Source organism: Rufibacter sp. LB8 (assembly GCF_014876185.1).
Lineage (GTDB): Bacteria > Bacteroidota > Bacteroidia > Cytophagales > Hymenobacteraceae > Nibribacter.
This window is the reverse complement of the sequence record NZ_JADALJ010000001.1, coordinates 422,222-440,032: the sequence shown is the minus strand read 5'-3', so window position 1 is coordinate 440,032 and position 17,811 is coordinate 422,222. Positions and strand designations below refer to the sequence as shown.

General features: G+C 50.1%; 15 protein-coding genes and 2 tRNA genes. 9 read left to right on the top strand and 8 right to left on the bottom strand.

What is annotated here, in order from left to right; genetic code table 11:
* Positions 1 to 10: 10 nt before the first annotated feature.
* The 3 genes from IMY23_RS01770 to IMY23_RS01760 form a co-directional block, all read right to left on the bottom strand.
* Positions 11 to 77 (bottom strand) — tRNA-Met (locus IMY23_RS01770).
* Positions 74 to 1,156, bottom strand: a complete 1,083-nt coding sequence (locus tag IMY23_RS01765) for a YhcG family protein (protein WP_192820450.1) — start codon at positions 1,154 to 1,156, stop codon at positions 74 to 76. The genes IMY23_RS01770 and IMY23_RS01765 overlap by 4 nt, the downstream gene beginning before the upstream one ends.
* 192 nt (positions 1,157 to 1,348) lie before the next feature.
* Positions 1,349 to 1,422, bottom strand: a tRNA-Ile gene (locus IMY23_RS01760).
* A gap of 74 nt (positions 1,423 to 1,496) precedes the next feature.
* Here IMY23_RS01760 and IMY23_RS01755 point away from each other — a divergent pair.
* The 6 genes from IMY23_RS01755 to IMY23_RS01730 all read left to right on the top strand — a co-directional run bounded on the left by IMY23_RS01755 (position 1,497) and on the right by IMY23_RS01730 (position 9,584).
* The gene (locus IMY23_RS01755) at positions 1,497 to 2,141 is read left to right on the top strand and encodes an HAD family phosphatase (RefSeq protein WP_192820449.1); all 645 of its coding nucleotides are present in this window, start codon (positions 1,497 to 1,499) and stop codon (positions 2,139 to 2,141) included.
* Positions 2,131 to 3,255: a site-2 protease family protein gene (locus IMY23_RS01750; RefSeq protein WP_192820448.1), complete on the top strand. Its 1,125-nt coding sequence runs from the start codon at positions 2,131 to 2,133 to the stop codon at positions 3,253 to 3,255. The genes IMY23_RS01755 and IMY23_RS01750 overlap by 11 nt, the downstream gene beginning before the upstream one ends.
* A 278-nt stretch (positions 3,256 to 3,533) precedes the next feature.
* Positions 3,534 to 5,282: a tetratricopeptide repeat protein gene (locus tag IMY23_RS01745; RefSeq protein WP_192820447.1), complete on the top strand. Its 1,749-nt coding sequence runs from the start codon at positions 3,534 to 3,536 to the stop codon at positions 5,280 to 5,282.
* A gap of 68 nt (positions 5,283 to 5,350) precedes the next feature.
* Positions 5,351 to 5,995, top strand: coding sequence for a response regulator transcription factor (locus IMY23_RS01740; RefSeq protein WP_192820446.1), 645 nt, complete (start codon positions 5,351 to 5,353; stop codon positions 5,993 to 5,995).
* 83 nt (positions 5,996 to 6,078) lie between these two features.
* On the top strand, positions 6,079 to 7,893 hold the full coding sequence (locus tag IMY23_RS01735; protein ID WP_192820445.1) for a hypothetical protein: 1,815 nt from the start codon (positions 6,079 to 6,081) through the stop codon (positions 7,891 to 7,893).
* Positions 7,894 to 8,003: 110 nt separating this feature from the next.
* Positions 8,004 to 9,584, top strand: coding sequence for an IPT/TIG domain-containing protein (locus tag IMY23_RS01730; protein ID WP_192820444.1), 1,581 nt, complete (start codon positions 8,004 to 8,006; stop codon positions 9,582 to 9,584).
* Positions 9,585 to 9,763: 179 nt separating this feature from the next.
* Here IMY23_RS01730 and IMY23_RS01725 read toward each other — a convergent pair whose 3' ends face one another.
* The 5 genes from IMY23_RS01725 to IMY23_RS01705 form a co-directional block, all read right to left on the bottom strand.
* Complete coding sequence (locus IMY23_RS01725; protein ID WP_192820443.1) at positions 9,764 to 10,015, bottom strand: hypothetical protein; 252 nt, start codon at positions 10,013 to 10,015, stop codon at positions 9,764 to 9,766.
* 156 nt (positions 10,016 to 10,171) lie between these two features.
* Entirely contained in the window at positions 10,172 to 10,480 is a 309-nt protein-coding gene (locus tag IMY23_RS01720) for a rhodanese-like domain-containing protein (protein ID WP_192820442.1), read from the bottom strand.
* Positions 10,477 to 12,303 (bottom strand): T9SS type A sorting domain-containing protein, encoded by a 1,827-nt coding sequence (locus IMY23_RS01715; protein WP_192820441.1) that lies wholly within the window; start codon positions 12,301 to 12,303, stop codon positions 10,477 to 10,479. Before IMY23_RS01715 ends, IMY23_RS01720 begins: the two co-directional genes overlap by 4 nt.
* A gap of 16 nt (positions 12,304 to 12,319) precedes the next feature.
* Positions 12,320 to 13,108 carry a PASTA domain-containing protein gene (locus tag IMY23_RS01710; protein WP_192820440.1) on the bottom strand — a complete coding sequence of 263 codons (789 nt, stop codon included), beginning with the start codon at positions 13,106 to 13,108 and terminating at the stop codon, positions 12,320 to 12,322.
* Positions 13,109 to 15,808, bottom strand: a complete 2,700-nt coding sequence (locus IMY23_RS01705) for a D-alanine--D-alanine ligase (protein ID WP_192820439.1) — start codon at positions 15,806 to 15,808, stop codon at positions 13,109 to 13,111.
* Positions 15,809 to 16,357: 549 nt separating this feature from the next.
* Here IMY23_RS01705 and IMY23_RS01700 point away from each other — a divergent pair.
* From IMY23_RS01700 to IMY23_RS01690, 3 genes are read left to right on the top strand one after another with little or no spacing between them, the layout of a single operon-like run.
* Positions 16,358 to 16,564, top strand: a complete 207-nt coding sequence (locus tag IMY23_RS01700; protein WP_192820438.1) for a hypothetical protein — start codon at positions 16,358 to 16,360, stop codon at positions 16,562 to 16,564.
* On the top strand, positions 16,548 to 17,060 hold the full coding sequence (locus IMY23_RS01695; RefSeq protein WP_192820437.1) for an RNA polymerase sigma factor: 513 nt from the start codon (positions 16,548 to 16,550) through the stop codon (positions 17,058 to 17,060). The genes IMY23_RS01700 and IMY23_RS01695 overlap by 17 nt, the downstream gene beginning before the upstream one ends.
* Positions 17,061 to 17,067: 7 nt before the next feature.
* Positions 17,068 to 17,730 carry a hypothetical protein gene (locus IMY23_RS01690; protein ID WP_192820436.1) on the top strand — a complete coding sequence of 221 codons (663 nt, stop codon included), beginning with the start codon at positions 17,068 to 17,070 and terminating at the stop codon, positions 17,728 to 17,730.
* Positions 17,731 to 17,811 lie beyond the last annotated feature (81 nt).

The following is a 17,811-nucleotide window of genomic DNA, read 5'->3' as shown; positions in this document are numbered from 1 at the left end:
ATTTTGAGGGTGGGCCCACTTGGAATCGAACCAAGCACCTACTGATTATGAGTCAGTTGGTTAAACAGACTTACTATACCTCTTCCACAGCATCATTCAACACCGCCTTTAATTCTTCCTTACTAGGAAGAAACGTTTGATACTTACTGGCAAAAATTTGGTTGTTCTCTTTGGGTAGCGTTATTTCTACCAAGGCATTGTTTTTCTCTTTGCAAAGAATGATGCCAATAGTGGGGTTTTCGTCTTCTGTTTTCACAAAGCGGTCATAGTAGTTCACGTACATCTGCATCTGCCCTAAATCCTGGTGGCTGACTTCGCCAATTTTCAAGTCTAGGAGTACAAAACTCCGCAGGAAACGGTTGTAGAACACCAGGTCTACCCTAAAATGCTTGTCGTCAAAGGAAAACCGCACCTGCCGGCCCACAAACGCGAAGCCTTTGCCCAGTTCCAATAAGAAATGCTGAAGTTCGTCAATAATGCGGTGCTCCAGGGTGGACTCTGAATAGGCTGCTGCTTCTTTCAGTCCCAGAAACTCCAGCACATACGGGTCTTTGATCACATCTTGCGGACGCTGGATCTGCTGCCCTTTTTGAGCTAATTCTTTTACTTGGTCCTTGTTTCGACTTAGCGCCAGGCGTTCATACAGGGCGCTGTCAAATTGCCGCTGCAATTCTTTCAGGCTCCAATTGTTTTGGGCACTCTCCAGTTCATAGAATCGGCGTTCATCAGGGTTGTCAATGCGCATGAGCCTGATGTAATGCGACCAGGAAAGTTCGAAAATACGAGACGGTGTCTCCTGTTTTCCGCGTTCGTCTTTTCCCTGCAAATTCGTCAACGCTGTTGACGAATTTGAGAGAGAGTATGTCTTGTAGAAAAAACGCATCCTATCAAGGTTCTCCACCGAAAAGCCTTTCCCAAATTCTTTGCTCAACCTCAGTGAAAGCTCCTTTAAGACAGCTTTGCCGTAGGCCGCGCGTTCATTGCCCTGTTGCTCATCTTCTACAATCATGCGCCCAATCTCAAAGTAGGTATGCACCATGGCAAGATTAACCGTTGCCATTACTTTGCGGCGGGCGTCAGCAATAAGGGCCGCTATCTTTTCAAAAAGCTGCTCATCTGGTTGATCTATCGTTTTGGAGGTCACCGTATTGCTCATGTAGATAGTACTTTATGTTACAACTCAACGTAGAATTGAGAAAGGCCTTTTATCAAATATAAGCAAGAAATCTAGGACAGTAGAAAGGAAACGCCACAAAGGAAGGCTACCCTAGATGAATTTTTGGGTCTGTATTTCGCCAACAAAAAAGCACTTACCTCGTTTTGTGAGATAAGTGCTTCATTTTGAGGGTGGGCCCACTTGGAATCGAACCAAGCACCTACTGATTATGAGTCAGTTGCTCTAACCGAATGAGCTATAGGCCCGTCCAAACCTTTGATTTGGGAGTGCAATTTTACAAATTTGCGCAGCAATACGCAAAACAAAAACCCATCATTCTGTGAATTTTTCTTCCATCAAGAATATCATCTTTGATCTGGGCGGGGTCATCCTCAACATTGACTACGCCAAAAGTACAGACGCCCTCCGCCAGTTCGCGGCCCAGGACACCCAGGTAGATTTCAGCCAAAAGGCACAGTCAGAGCTGTTTGACCTGCTGGAGACCGGCGACATCACCCCGCAGGAATTCAGAGACGGCCTGCGCCAGGAGTATGGCCTCACCGCCACAGACGAGCAGTTAGACCAGGCCTGGAACTCCATGCTGCTGGACATTCCGGCGGAGCGCATTAAGCTGCTGCGGGAGTTAGGCAAACATTACCGCCTGTTTTTGCTCAGCAACACCAACGCCATTCATTTGATTGCCTTCAATGAGATTGTGGCCAACAGTTTTCAGATTCCCAGTTTAGACGAATTGTTTGAGAAGCCCTATTATTCCCATATGGTGCGTAAGCGCAAGCCGGGCACCGAGGTCTTTGAGCATATTCTGAAGGAAAACAAGCTACGCGCCGAAGAGACGTTGTTTATTGACGACAGCATTCAGCACATTGAGGGCGCCCAGCAACTTGGCCTGCAGACCCTGCACCTGGCGCCGCCGCTTACCATCAACCAAGCCCTGAAAGAAGCCCTGCCCCCGCATGAAGCGTAAGCTGGCGCTGCACCTGCTGCTGTTTCTGCTCACCCTGGTCACCACCACCATAGCCGGGGCCGAATGGCGGTACGGAAAGGCGTATTTTTTGGGGCCAGAGGGCTTCAGTCTGACGGCGGGCATTCCAATGAAAGATTTCCTGGGTGGGCTGGCGTTCTCCCTGGCGTTCCTGGGCTTTCTCACCGTGCATGAATTTGGGCATTACCTCACTGCGCGCTACTACAAGGTGCGGGTGAGCCTGCCCTATTACATACCGGTGTGGTTGGGCGTGACAGCCGGCATTGGCACCATGGGCGCGTTCATCAAGATCAAGGAGCGCATCTTCTCCCGGAAGGAATACTTTGACATTGGCATTGCCGGTCCGTTGGCCGGGTTTGTGGTGGCCGTGGGCGTGTTGTGCTACGGGTTCACGCATCTTCCGCCGCCCGACTATATATTCAGCATTCACCCGGAATATCAGCTGTACGGGTCACAATACGCGAACTATGTGTACAACCAGCCGGGGCAGATGGCCCTGGGCAATAACCTCTTGTTCTGGGCGCTGGAAACCTGGCTCGCCGACCCGGCCCTGGTGCCTAACCAGTACGAAGTCATGCATTACCCGTTCCTCTTCGCGGGGTTTCTGGGGTTGTTTTTCACGGCGCTCAATTTGCTGCCCATTGGGCAATTGGACGGCGGGCATATCCTGTACGGCATGCTGGGATATGAACGGTTTGTGAAGCTGTCTCCCATCCTTTTTACGGCCTTTATCTTTTATGCGGGCCTGGGGTTCTTGCCCCTGGAGCAAGGCTGGGACGCGTCCTGGTGGCACTGGGCGGGTTATGCCCTTTATTTGGTCATCATTTTCCGGCCCCTGTTTCCAGACATGACCCGTGGTTTGTATTTGGCGGCGGGCGTGTTGGCGGGGCAAGCGGCCGTGGAATTGTATTGGCCTGAGGTAAGCGGCTACAACGGGTGGCTAGTGTTTGGGTTAATCTTGTCCAGGTTCATGGGCGTCTTTCACCCGCCCAGCCCAGATGAGCAACCACTTAGCCAAGGCCGCAATCTTTTGGGGTGGTTTGCTGTTTTGCTATTTGTCCTTTGCTTCAGCCCGGCCCCTTTCATCATCAACTAAAAAATTGCGTTTTGGGGCTCATTTCTGGAAATGAGCCCCAAAACGGATATTAAAATTCCAGAGACTTCCTCCTACGCCAATTGATACTATGAATAGTATTATTTGCACCATTTCTTTAACCCCTACCCCAAGAAGACTTGCTAACAAGTAGATTTAGAGTATATTAGCAGCACCTATTCTTTTATTCACCAACCTAGACGCTGGGCGCTCTTTAAGAAATACTGCGTATGAAAACTACCTTCCTTGTATTCTTATGGGTACTTTTGGCGCATCGGGGAATGGCTGCACCCCTTACTGCTGATAGTATGGGGCAAATCATGCCGAAGGCGCAGACGTTGGCCGCCAAGATTGAAGCGTATCAGCAACTGGGCACGCGGCATGCCAATGAAGGTCAGTTTGAGAAAGCCATTACTACCTATTCCTCTTTAATTTCGCTTTATAAAATCTCCCGGCAACCCGAGAAAATACCAGCGGCCTACAATGAAATTGGGAATGCCTACTCAGATTTGGGCAACAATGAAGCCGCCTTCACCACGTACCAGAAAGCCTTAAAGCTGTGCCCCTCGCAAGATCTTTCGCTTAAGGCAAAAATCCACAAAAACATAGGCGCTGTTTTTCTAAGTTGGAAGAATCTGAACCAAGCACTGCATTACTACAACCTTGCAGAGGAACTGGCCAAGGCAGCCCAAGACACCATCACTACCGCAGACATCCTCAACAACAAAGGAACCGTCTATGAACAGCAGCAGAAACACCACGAAGCTTTTTTTGTCTACAACCAAGCCCTGGACTTGTATAAAAAAGCAGATTTGGCGCCGCGCATCGCGTTGACTTATAACAACCTGGCCATACTCTCCAAAGTCACCAAAGATTTAAAAAGCGCCGCTGCCTATTACAAGCAATCTGTAAAGTATGCAGACCAATCTGGCAACGCCTGGCTCACGGCGGCCATTAGTACCAACTTAGGAAATCTGCTGAGTGAGATGGGCAACACCGCAGAGAGTGAGGTTTACTTAAACAAGGCGCTGCAGATTTCCAGAAGCATTAAAGCCAATGAATTGATTTATGAAACGCTGGAAAACCTGGCGACCAATGCCGCGCGCCAGAAAGATTACCAAAAAGCGTTTGCCTTTCATCAACAGTTTGCCCTGGCCCGCAATGAATTTATCAACGAAGAAAATACCAAGGAAGTAACCCGCCTGCAGACGGTGTATGAAGCAACTAAAAAAGAGAAAGACCTAGCCAACAGCAAGTCAGCTTATTTGCAAAGCCAGATGCAGCTCACCCGCAAAAACAACTTATTAGTGTATGCCGGGTTGGGCCTGGCGGCAATTATTAGTCTGGCGATTTTCTTGTACGTGCACGCCCGCAACCGGCAACGGCAAATGAGAGCTGAAAACGAATTCAACCTGCAATTAGCTGACGCCCAGGCCCGGAATAAACTCCAAGAGGAAAAACTCCGCATCTCTCGGGAACTGCATGACAACATAGGCTCCCAACTCACCTACATCACCTCTTCCATCCAGAACTTGAACTCAACGCAACCAGATTTAAGTCTGCTGCCAGAAACCCAGAAAATTGCGCAGAACACCATGTCTGAACTTAGAAGGACGGTGTGGTTCATTAACAAGCAAGAAGTAGGCCTAGATGAATTTGCCATGAAGGTGCAAGACTATTTCAAACCCTTGCAAGCGCTTCATGCCACCACCCTCTTACAGGTAGCATTTGAGGGAGATGCCACCATGCCTTCCATGACCGCCACCAACGTTTTCAGGATAATTCAGGAAGGTGTGAACAATGCCCTGAAATACGCCCAGGCAAGCCGCATAGAAGTCACCATGCAAGGCAATGGCAACCAATTGGCTCTACAAATCAGTGACAACGGGGTGGGATTTAACCTGTTTGTGGATAGGGATGGGTACGGCCTGAAGAACATGAATGCCAGGTCAAGTGAAGTGAACGGCACTTGCTCTATTCAAACGGTGGAAGGCCAAGGCACCAAAATCTCAGTGACTGTACCCGTCTAGCAGAATACGCAAAGTTGCGTATTGTAATTCCTTGAAAAAAGCGGGAAGTTTGAGATTAACCCTGTCTTATGTCCATTTCCTTAGCCATTGCCGAAGACAACAGCTTCGCGCTTAAAGTCTGTCTTTCTAAACTCGCGCTGTTTCCTGAATTCAAAGTGGTGCTAACCTCTTTTAACGGTGAGGAGTTGGCGGCCCGCATAAGTGAACACCCCGTAGATTTGGTATTGATGGACATTCAGATGCCGGGCATGGGCGGCATTGCCTGCACCCGTCTGGTCAAACAAAATCACCCGCATATAAAGATTGTCATGCTCACCACCTTTGATGACGATGACTCTATTTTTGAAGCCATTTTAGCCGGTGCCTCTGGTTATTTGCTCAAGGAAGAAACCGCTGAATCTCTGCACCAAGCCATTTTAGACACCATACACGGCGGCGCGGCCATGTCACCGGGCATTGCCTTGAAAGTGTTGCACCTGCTCCGTTCCCCAGAAGCCCGGCCCACTGCCACTACCCAAGAATTCAACCTGACCAAACGTGAGATTGAGTTGCTGGAGCAATTGAAGAATGGCCTCAGCTATGAACAAATAGCGCAAAATTTATTTATCAGTTACGGCACGGTGCGCAAGCACATTGAGAACATCTACCGCAAACTACAGGTCAACAACAAAGTGCAGGCCATTCAGAAGGCCCATGACAATCATCTTTTTTAGAAAGTTAGTACCAAAAATACGCAGTTCGTCGTATGGTGCGGCCTGGTTTACTTTCTCACTTTTGACAAGTAAATCAGGAACTTATGAAAAAGAACTACTTCCTTCTCTTAGTGCTCGCCAGCACCACATTTCAGGCCCACGCCCAGTTAGGAAAACTGAAAGGCCTTGTAGGCGGAAAAAGTAAAACAGACACCACTGCCTCGGCGCCCGCCGCCACGCCTGAAAAAACGGCCCCCGTTAAAAAAGGCCTTGGCGGCCTCAGCAACTTAGGCAGCAGCATTATGACCAAAGCGGTCACTAAAATTGCCACCGCCGCCGGTGGCATGATGATGAATGCCACCGGCATGGTGTCCACCACCGCAGATTTAACTCAGACCGCCCCTATCATTGGGTTAACGGGCAACCTCCACCCCAGTGAACTTGGCACGGCCGCGCAGACATTCTTGAAAGGCTGGAAAACGGGCGGCGATTTAGTTTCTGTCATGTTCTCCAAAAAAGACGGTGTGGGCGTCAACAAGATTGACGGCACGGTGCTAATAGATGGCAAACCGGCCACTTATTTAAACGTGGGTACATACGTTGCCTTCGCCGAGAATGATGGCAAACCAAAGAAGGTAGAAATCACCACCACTTCAGGCCAAAAGAGCAGTTTTGAGGTGCAGCCTTATGACAAACCATTTAAAATAAAGTCTATCAATGGCCAAACAGAACAAGTTGCTTTAGACCTTACCAAAGACGTGATCATTGAGTTTGAGAAAGCGCCGGAAGCACCCAATAATCTACTGCACCTCACCATTGCCATAAATCAACTTGGAATCAAAAGCTTCTATGACCTGCCCTACATAAAAACCGGCAAAACCATAACCATACCGGCGGCGGCGTTCCGGAACATCAATATTTTACCGGCAGGCAAAGCGCTCTACAGTTACCAGAACAGCTACCTCTCAGTAGCAGCTGAGAAAAACACTAAAACGGCGAATACCACCGGTGACCTGCCAGCCATGAACTATGATGTGTCCTATTCAGATGGTCGTCCCTTGACAGTGACCAAGGAGCCTGCCTTAAATTTGGGGTTGACCACTAAAGGAACGCAGAATTTCTCAGCCGGTGAAGTGGATTACTCGTTTTTAAAGCCCAATGCGTTCTTAGGGAGACCGTTCAGTCAATTAAAATCCATTGGGGTGACATCCTTCGCCATTAGAGGCACCACTTACACAGAAGGCAAAGAAAGCAAGTCCAGCACCTCGTTCACCGCGGGCAATACCACCTACACCACCGTTACCACAACCAAAGCCACGGCTACCTTCCCGCAGGTAAAGGACCAGGTGTGGGATGCCGTGCTGGAAAGCCTGTACCCAGACTTTATAAAAGCTGTACAGGAAGAATTGGGAGGAACGGTGCTGCCGCTACAAAAAATAACCGCCACGCAGGCGTACCAAGACATCGCGCCTTTCTCTTCAGATGATGAAAACACCAGCGTGAACTTCTCCAGAGCCTACCAAAACAGCAAACTATTGTCAGCGTTCAGGCCGGTGAATGAAGGGTACGGCGTGAACTCGGCAGACAACCGCATCATGCAACAAGCAGGCGCCAATGCCTTGATGAAATTCACCTTTGATTTGCAGATTGCCCTGGAGCGCGGAAAACCGGTGATGATTCCTAAACTGGCCTTTGAGATGACCGGCGAGACCCACGGCCCTTCCCAAACCAAATACTGCACCGCCACTTTAATTGGGAAAGGCCAGCGCTACCCAGAAGGCAATTTAACAGTGGCAGACATTGAGAAAATCATCCGGAAATCTGACCTGCTGGCCACGTTTAGAAAAGGCCTGCAGGAGATAAAAGCCAAAGAACAGGCCAACCCAGATTATCAGCAAGTGTGGAGTTTACAGCAATAAGGGACCAAATTCTAGACATACTTATTAAAAGCTCGATGGACCTTCTTGTGCAGAAAACGCTTTAGATAAATCTATCGGGCATCATATTCCTCCAACTAAAACTCATCTCTATGAAAATTTCTTACTTAGCTATTAAACAAATTTTCCCGCCCTTCATTTTATTGGCAATACTGGCATTTGGTTCCTGTGACCCAGAGGAAGACGCAGAAGACCCGGTGCCTGCTCCGGCAACCATCATCGGGATAGCGCCTGCGTCTGGGCCAGTAGGAACTGAGGTTATTGTTGCGGGCACCAACTTCAGCCTGATGGCAGCAGAAAATGAAGTACGGTTCAACAATGTAGTGGCCGTGGTCAGGACCGCCAGTGCGTCTGCCTTGGTGGTGACGGCCCCAGCGGGCGGTGCCACCGGAATTGTCAGCGTGAAAGTGAACAACCAGACCGCTGTGAACGGTCCTGTATTTACCTATGTCACGCCTGCACCCACGCCCACCATCACCAACGTGAACCCCAACAGCGGCAAAACCGGCGATATCATCACCATTACAGGCACTAATTTCAGCACTATCCTCACTGAGAATGAAGTTCACTTTACCGGCACCAATAATACCAATATCATTGTGCCCGCTAAAACGGCCACTGCCACCCAACTCACCGTTGAAGTTCCATCGGCGGCCTTGACCGGTTCTATCTCCGTGCGCGTGAAAAGTCAGTTCTTTAGAGGTCCGGATTTTACAATAACGGCAGCACCTGCTAGTGGGGACATAAAATTCTTCAGGCCACCCAACACGCCGGTCATCAACCTGATGGTGGTAGATAAAAACTCTAATGTATATGCCAAGCACACCGATGGTACTTTTGTAAAATACGCGCCCAGCGGCACCGTGCTCAAGACCTTTGCCAAGGCCGAATTCAATTCCCAATACCAAGGTTTCGGAGCGCTGGGCACCGATGTGCAAGGAAACGTCTGGGTCTTGAACAACCGCTTTATTGGCTCCAATGCCTATTACCAGTTATTTAAGATTACCGATAACGGCGCTGTAGAGAAAGTTGGGGCAGAATTCAAACCTTCTAACACGCTTGAACCCGTGGCCAAGCCCTTCGTGGTGAATTCCAGGAATGAAGTCTTCTACGTTTCTGACTATGGCAACGTGCACAAACTAGACGCGGCGCAGGTACCCAGCACATATTTATCTATCGGGAACGGCTCTACTGATGTAAAATATGTTTCCATTGCGTTAGATGCCGCTGAAAACCTTCATTTTCTAACCACCCAAGCCAAATCGGCCACGGTCAATGAACAGACCATTGTGAAATATGATGCCTCCAAAGTAAAAACCACGCTGCTCACGTTCACCACCAACAACCTGGGCAACACCAACGCCAGTGTTCCCATAGGCACCCTGGGCCAGTTCAGAAACTTCGCCATTGGCAAAAACAACGATTATTACGTAGCCGATTATGACGGAAACCGGGTGCGGCGTCTGTTTGGCACCAACCAAACCGAAGTAATAGCCGGCAGCGGGGAATTTGGCAGAAACGATTTTTTCCTGGGTTTGATTTTGGAAGGCCCAAAACTGCAGACGCCCTTACCCAAACCCACCGTTTTCTTTTTTGACCCCAAGCTGAACCGTTTTTACACCGGCCCAGACAACTACCAGAATAACGGCTTCACGCAGATGTTCACCCTCTAAAAAATCGAGGTTTCAGCTGGTAAGTTCAACAGCGAAATTCAGGAATCTTCAAAAGGGATTCTTGAAAGTAAACCGGCCCTGCGTTTTCGGGCTCATTTCCAGAAATGAGCCCGAAAACGAAGGGCCGGTCTGTTGTTACAGCAATTGGGAAAAAGAGGAATGCTGAAGCTGGGATTTTTTTACAACGGATTGAGAAGATTGTCAATCTGCTGAAACTTCCACCCCACCAATATTCCATCTTCATAGTCTTTCCGGAACCGGACGTCATAATGCTGCGGAAAAACCTCTGGAATGGGCAATTCTGGGTCGAATTCGTCTATTTCTTCGGCAGACATGGCCCGGTTGATGACTATGACTATTTCGTCTGACTGGTCCAGCGTGGCTTCGGGGAGTTTGCCTTTGGCCTCGTCAATTATTTCTTGGTACACCATGTTGCCAGAACGTGCCTAGCGGCAAATGGTTAACCAGGCTTGTGCCTTTTAGGCTTCAGAATAATTATATAGAAGAAAAGAAAAATCTCCGTTTTCGGGCTCATTTCTGGAAATGAGCCCGAAAACGGAGATTTACAATATGATTTAACTAAAAGATTAAGGCGCCTCATTGTAGGCCAGCATGCCACCTTCCACGTTGCGCACGTTGGTGAACCCATTCTGGCGCAAGATGGCCTGGGCCGTGGCCGAGCGTTTGCCCGAACGGCAATGGATCAAAATCTCCTGGTCTTTGTACTCTTCCAGCTCCTGAATTTTTTCAGGCAAAGAACCCAAAGGAATCAGTTGAGCGCCGGGCAGGTTTTGCTCTTCGTGCTCCCAGGGCTCGCGCACATCAATCAGAATAGGCGTTTCCTTATTGGCTAGGCGTTGTTTCAATTCGGCGGCGGTAATATCTGCTACAATCATCTCTGTATAATTAGTTTTGCGGTTCTGATCTGGTTTCCTTTGAATGCCTTGGCAAGATACATGCCGGCTGCAAGATGAGCAAGTGCTAATTGGGCACCTGCTCGCACTTGCTGCCACACCTCCACCCGTTTCCCGGTCATGACATAGAGCTCTACGCGGTCAAAAGCTTGCGCCACGGTTATGAAATCAGTGGCCGGATTTGGGTAGAAGAAAACGCTGGCTTCGGCCATTTCTGAGGGGGCCGAGGTGATGATGCCGCCCATCACGGGCCGTACCATCCAGGCGCCGTCCACGTCGGTGACGGCGGTCCAGGCAGAGCCGCCATTGGTCCAGAACAGCTTGCCGTTGCTTGTGCCGTCATAGTCCAGGCCCACGTTCACAAACGGGGCCGCCGCCGGTTGCCTGTAGCCCACGTAAAATTTACTTTGCACGGGTATGTCTCGGTCCAGGGTGATTTCCAGCCAATCATTCAACTGTGCAGCTGCCGGCACGGTGAAGCGTTGTTCCAGCAAGGGCGTAGTGGCGGGCTTGCCATTATCATCGGCCCAAAGCAGCAGGTGCAGCACCGTGCCAGGAGTATTACTGGTGCCACCCGTGAAATAGAGGCGCACTTTTCTTAGGCGGTCTGGGGCGTTCACCTCAAATTGGTAGGCCACCTGCACCTGGCTGTTAGACGGAAAACTCAAGCCAATCTCGGGCGTGCCGTCATCATAAGCATAGAAATCCTGCAGGTGAGTAACGCGCGTAACGGTGTCGTTGAATAAGGTTTGCGCGTTGGGCTCCTGCGTGGTGAGATAGACGGTGGTTTTGAACGAGGTGCCACTATTCTGAGCCCCTAAAAGAGCAGCAGGCGGCGTTCCGGCAAACGTGCGCCTTGCTTGCGAACTGACCACGCCGCTCTGGTTCAGAAACGACGTTTGTTCGCCGGTCTCCAAATTCTGGATATTACCGCTCCAGCCCACCGCCGCCGGAAACGGACTCAGGTTCATAAGTTCAGCGCCCACCTGTTCCTTGGTTTCACCCATGGGGTTTTGTTTGAACTGCCAGATGGGCATGGCAGTGTACCGGCGTAGCAAAGAGGGCAAACTTTTGGTAAGGGCTACATCTAAAGACGTCAACTGACCCTTGCGGCGGTTCTTGTTGAGATGCACGTAGTCTAGGTGCCAGGCGTCAAACTGACCATCCATTCTACCGCTACTCACCCACCGGAACTGGAACCCGTCATGCAGGTAATTGGTCTCCTTCAGCGCCAGCATCACCGGCGCGAAGTCGGTTTTGCGGCCGGTGCCCCGCTCCTTCCAGACAATATCCCAGGTGCCGTTGGCTTGTTTGAATTCCAGCTGTAAATACACCAGGCCGTTGCCCGAGAAACCCGGCGCCCCCAGCAAACCACCAGCCTGCCAATAGAAACTCAGATATACTGAATCCTGCGGCTGCAGATTTCCTAGGGCAATGGGTTTGGAGGTTAAGGTATCTGTGGCCCCGAAGGTGTTTCTGACCTGACTGTAAGGCTCGCCGTTGGCTTGTAATCCGTCAAACGTGGCCGCTCCAATGGTAAGTGGTTGTGCTGCGAAGCGGTTACTGGTGAAAACGCCACTCCCGGTCTCCCAGCGGCTGGGATCTGGGTTTCCTTCAGACTTAGAGAAATCATCTATGAACGGCAAAGGCAAAGAGGTCTCCGCCAGCCGTTGAACGGACTCTATGCGGGGATTAAACGCAGCAGGAGAACCAGTTGCCCGGTTCTCCTGCTGTGGTATAGGTGTCAAAATCTGGGCGTTTACCGCTTTCCCGGCCAGGGTTAAGAATAGAAGAAGGAAAAGCATTCCGCGCATAGAATTCTTATTGAATAGGGGCGATTGGCTGGGCTTTGACCACCCAAACGTCTATCAGTTCGCCGGTTCTGATCATAGCGCCTTGACCGTTCACCGGTCGTTGCCTTACTACGGTTCCTTCGGCCTCACCGTTGGGGGCTTCAATGTAAATCACGGACCCAATCTGCAAACCTTGCCCGGTTACTAACATAGTAGCTTCGTCAATAGGCATACCTACCAACGCAGGCACTTCCAATTGTGTGTTGCCCAGACCATCGCCTACTTCTAAGTCAATGCGCGAGCCTTTAGCCACAGGGTCACCGGGTTTGATTTCGCGGCCGTTCAATAGTTGACGTAACACAGAATTTTGCGCCAAGTCTGGCACGTATTTTATGTCGCCCAAGTTCAGGTCATAGCTTTTCAGAATCATTTCCGCGTTCTGCACCGAGCCGTCAATCAGCTTCGGCATCTTGATTAAAGGCGGGTTCTTCATGTTGATGCTGATGTAGATCTTACGCCCCTGCTTTACTTTCTCGCCGGGTTTGGGTTCCTGGGTGACTACGGTAAACGGTGCCAAACCTTGCTGATACGTAGAGTCGTTCACGTAGTAGTTCAGGTCTTTGTCGCCCAGGAAATCTTCCAGTTCGTCTACGCTCATGCCGGTTATTTTAGGCACAGTGATGGTTTCACCGTGGTTGGTGGTGCTGGGCAGGTAGACAAAGAAAAACAGGAACAGCAGCAGCAGCACAATGGCCAGCATGATGAACAGGTGCTTGATCACATCGCCCCAAGACTGGGCTTTCAGGAACTTACTCATTTATGAAATAACTTTTTTGGTGCGTTCCATGCCGAATTGCAGGATGCGGTCAATGAAATCATAGGGCTTGTACCCGTTAATAGCCGTCTGATGGAAGATACAGGTGGCCGGTGTCATGCCGGGCAAGGAATTCACCTCAATCACAATGGTCTCCACACGGCCATCTTCAAACACGCGCACGAAGGCGTCTATGCGGGCGTAGCCTTCAATGCGTAGAATTTCCGCTACGCGTTTCAAATCCTGTTTTACCTGATCTGAGATGCGCTGGCGTTCTGTTGGGTCTTTGGCGTAACGGGCTGGGGTGATGTTCTGCCCCTCGCCGGCCAAAAATTTCTCCTCCAGACTCAGCACTTCGCCCTCTGCCAACGCCTCAGAGGCCTCAAATATTTCATACTCAGTTTTACCGTTGGGGCCGTAGCTGGTAAGCAAGCCGCCGGTAATCTCCAGGAAATGCTTCGCGCCTTCTTTGCTGATCAAATTCTCCACCAGGAAATACCCTTTCAAAGGCACTTCTTCCTTGAAGCTCAAATTCAGCACGCGGGCCGGTCTTTCCGGAATCTCCACGGAATCCCTGAAAATCAGTTCCGCGAAGGCTTCCAGTTCTTCCCTGGTCTTGATTTTCTTCACCGCCGAGGAACAGCCATCGTCGGCCGGTTTGGCGATGAACGGGTACCCGAAGCTTTTCTCAATAGTGGCAAAAAATGCAGCTTGGTCAGCTTGCCAGTCTTTCTTGAAGGCAAGCATGTGCTCGGCCACCAGCACGCCGTTGTCGCGCAGGATTTTGTTCGTCTCAAACTTGTTAATAGTCACCTGCGAACTCTGAATACCCGAGCCGTTGTACGGAATGTGGAATTTCTCCAGTTCGGTCTGCAGCACGCCGTCTTCGCCGGGTCTTCCGTGCAGGGCAATAAACACGGCATCTACCAGGGTTTTCAGGTGCTCGTACGTCAGGCGCTGTGGTTTTTGCAAGGAGTTGCCCGCGTAGAGTTTGGTGATGCCCTGTGCGGCTTCCTTGATTTGCGCCAACACGGGGTGCGTGGGTTCTCCGGCTTCTGCCGCTTCTATTTTCTCCTTAATGTCATCAGCGTTGTCCTTCAACATGATGTTGATGGGAATCTGGTAAAGCTGATGCGACTGGTCATCACCGGTTAAAAAGATAGGAATGGGCTCGTATTTGGTGGAAGAGGCCAGCTTTTCATAGATGTTCCGGCCACTTTCTACAGAGATATGTCGCTCACTGGAATAGCCACCCATAATCACGCCCACGCGCAGTTTGTCTACGCGGTGCGCGCGCTCATCGGCCATGGCCGCATCTAATTGCTTCAGTTTTTGGGTCAGTTGTGCCGTGTTCTTGCCAGATTTCACCCGTTCCGCCAAAGAAGTTCTGATGATGTAAGTCAGAAACTGCGACGGGTTCAAGCCAATCTCAGCGGCCTGGTGGAAGAAGAACGACGACGGCAACATACCCGACGTGGTGTTCGGGTCGTTCAGGAAAATGGCACCAGATTCAGTAATAAACCCATCCAGACGGGCGTAGACGTTGAAGCCCAGGCTGGTATACAGACGCTCGCACTGCTGACGAATTTCTTGAATCTGCTCGGTGGGCAAGTCAATGGGCGTGATTTTGCGGCTTAGGCCGGGCAAGTATTTAGAACGGTAATCAAAGACTTCGCCGCCTTTTTTAATCTCCGTGGGCGGCAAGGCCAACGGTTGCCCGTTCTGGTCTTGCACAACAATGCAGGAGAATTCGCGACCGTTGATGAAGGCTTCCACCAAGACCTGCGTTTCGCTTTCCACATTGGTGAGCGTGAGCGTTTCCGGGCTCTGTTCTGTAAATGAAGCCGAAACCAGCGCCAGCAATTCCTCGGGGGCATACACCAACTGTCCGTCTTGGGTCTGGACCGGCAAGCCGATGCCTTCCCGAATATCGGTGAGCGTTTTCACGAAGTTAAGTTGTTGCGCAGGGCTCTTGCTGTTCCATTCGCTTTTGTTCAGCGTGACGGTAAACAAACTCCTTGACACGGCCTCTTCAAACAACTGCAGATTTTTCTCTTTGATGATGGACACGCCAATGGACGAACCTTGGTGCGGCGCTTTGAACACCAGCGGCAACCCTAAATCGGCCACCAAACTGTCTAGCAAGGCGGCTTTGTCTTTCGTGGCGTGCCATTCCTGCAGACTCAGCACTCTGTAATCTGGCGTGGCAAAATCATGTTGCTTGAGCAGGGCCTTCTGGGCAATCTTGTCAATGCCAATGGCCGAAGGCAAAATCCCAGAACCCGAATACGGAATTCCGTACCACTCTAGCAAACCCTGAATACTGCCATCCTCGCCGTACGGGCCGTGCAAGGTCAGAAACGCGAAGTCAAACAGCTCCTTGAACTGGTTAGGTTGTATGCGTTTGCCCACTTTGGCGGCAATGGCGTCCAGTTCCTCCTCAGAGAGTTGACCCAGGCTTTCCAGGTACATCTGCAGGCCGTGCTCGGTGTGGGGCACCACGTCCACGGGCGGGTAAAAATCCCGGATGGTGCCTTTGTAAATGTAGTGCCAGTCCAGCAGAATGAAGTTGCCCAGGCTGTCAGCGAACACCGGCACCGCGCTAAACAGCGACTTGTCTAAATTATCGAAGACGGTGCGGCCGCCGGCGAAAGAGATTTCGCGCTCCCGGGACGGCCCACCGAAGATGATTCCTATTCTCATTAGGGCAAAGATACTGGTTTTTGGCTGTATGGCGCTAGTGGTTTTACTGGCTTCTTGCTGGGCTTTACGGGCACTGAGAGAACACTGTTCATACGGTCGGTTTCTGTTTTGGGGCTCATTTCTGGAAATGAGCCCCAAAACGGGGTTTTTTATTTTCGGCTTACGAACCTGTTTAGATTTTTCACACTAGCAAGTTAATCACTCGCTCGCGTCCCGCGTGTGTGGGTTGGGGCGGTCTCTGGCCGCTTTGCAATTTTATTCAAAGTATCAACAAGTTTAGAATAGCCGCCAGAGGCGGATTGCAGCCCACACGCGCGGGACGCGAGCGAGTAGTAAACCCTCTATGAAAACGCTAAAGCAGCTTCAGCTTTTAGTTATCAGCAAAAACATAAAGTAAATTCCTTTGCCCTAATAAAAAGAATTTCAAGAATGCCTGCCTTCAGTATTTAATCAGAAACTGAAGAAATTTTGGTTCCTTACTGTGATAAATTGGAGTACCGTGCGAATAATAGAGTGAAAGTTTCTTCAACCTTTTTTACTTCGCGCCAAATGCCTGACAAAATTCCTGATTTGCTTTTCATTGTGGCCGTAGTGGCCTTGCAAGTCTGCACCAGCAGCTGTGCCATTACTGTTACCCGAAACCATTTCTATGCTTCCCCCGGAAAAGACTCCTATCAACTTCGCAAGGAGAGTCGTTTAACGGTACGCCAGCTATCAGATTCACTCACCACTTTAGGCCATGCCGACAATAGATAAAACAGACCGGTTCCTGGCTGTTCTGCAGGACAACAAAGGCATTATTTACAAGGTGACCAATGCGTACTGCCCCAATCCCGAAGACCGGCCTGACCTGGCACAGGAGATTTTGGTGCAACTTTGGCAGGCGTTTGACGGCTATGACCGTCGGTTTCAGTATTCAACCTGGGTCTACCGCATCGCGCTGAACGTGGCCATCTCTTTTTACCGCAAAGAATCTAGCCGCAAGAAAATGACCCACCCGCTGCCCGCCGGCATCTTTGATTTCTCAGACCACAGCTCTGCCGAAGACACAGAAACCGATTTGGGCCTTCTGCAACAGGCTATTTCACAACTCAAGGAGCTAGACAAAGCCCTTATTCTCCTGTACCTGGAGGAGAAACCGTACCGCGAAATTGCCCACATCATGGGCATTTCTGAATCTAACGTGGCCACAAAAATCGCCCGCATCAAAAATCTACTCAAACAGAAGTTTTCCCAACTACAATACAACTAACCCAACTATGGATAACACAGACTTTATCTCTATCTGGAAACAGCAGGACGCCAAAATAGAAAAGGCGCTGGCCATCAATCACTATCTGCTCAGGGAAACCATCAATCAGAAGGCCAAATCTACCTTGCAGCCCTTGGTCAGGTTAAAAACGGTAGGCATTGTGGCGGTGGTTCTGTTTTTGATTTTATTGGGCTTCGCGCTCTTTTTTGCCATTAAATATTATGCGCCGGGCCATACGTATTTCATTGTTTCAGTGGCCTGCATTGCGCTCATAAACCTAAAGGCGCTGGCAGATTACATCAAACATTTGGTGTGGGTGAACAACATCAACTATGACGGCAGCGTGGTGGCAATTCAGGAGCAGTTGACCAAGCTGCAGTTGTCCATCATCAGGCACGGGAAAATCATGTGTCTGCAGTTTCCGTTTTACACCACGTTTTTCCTCAGCAGCACCTGGTTTCCGCAGCAGGTGGCCTGGCCATATCTGGTATTTCAAGGAATAATGACGGGTGGCTTTGTGTATCTTTCTTATTGGCTTTACAAAAACCACACGCCTGAAAATCTGGACAAGAAATGGTTCAGGACCATGATTGCGGGCTCCGGCGGAAAATCTGTGATGCAGGCCCTGGCGTTTTACCGCGAAATGGAAGCATTCAAAAAAGAAGAGTAACTTTCAACCTAGCATTAATCCCCGTTTTCGGGCTCAATTCCAGAAATGAGCCCGAAAACGGAAACATATGCATAGCTCCGT